Genomic DNA, 352 nt, shown 5'->3' with positions numbered 1-352 from the left:
TCAGGTTATTTAACGACGCCGATTTGCCGAGGTTTGCAAAACCGAAAGATTTTTGCCGTGATTGCTCACCGAAGATTCCATCCCAGACAAGGGCTGTTTCCGAAATGGAAGTTTGAATACGATGCCAGACGCAATGTGTATAGATGCCCAGCCCAACAGGAACTGCCCTACCGAACGACGGACCGTAAGGGATACCGGCAGTATGCCTCTGACCCAGCTCAGTGCCAGCATTGCCCACTGCTAGACCAGTGTACCCAGTCTCGAAACCACCGCAAAGTGGTGACTCGGCATGTCTGGGAAGACAGCAAAGAGTGGGTACGGAGCAACCGGCTAAGCCCATCCGGGAAACGGC

At 53.7% G+C, this 352-nt stretch carries 1 protein-coding gene; it reads left to right on the top strand.

Annotated features, from left to right (window positions below; translation table 11 throughout):
• Positions 1-352: transposase (locus WA407_RS26380; protein WP_336078739.1), on the top strand; the 352-nt coding region annotated here is incomplete at both ends.

Source organism: Paenibacillus sp. 203 (assembly GCF_037027525.1).
Taxonomy (GTDB): Bacteria; Bacillota; Bacilli; order Paenibacillales; family Paenibacillaceae; genus Paenibacillus; species Paenibacillus polymyxa_B.
This window is presented reverse-complemented; position numbering and strand designations above follow the sequence as displayed.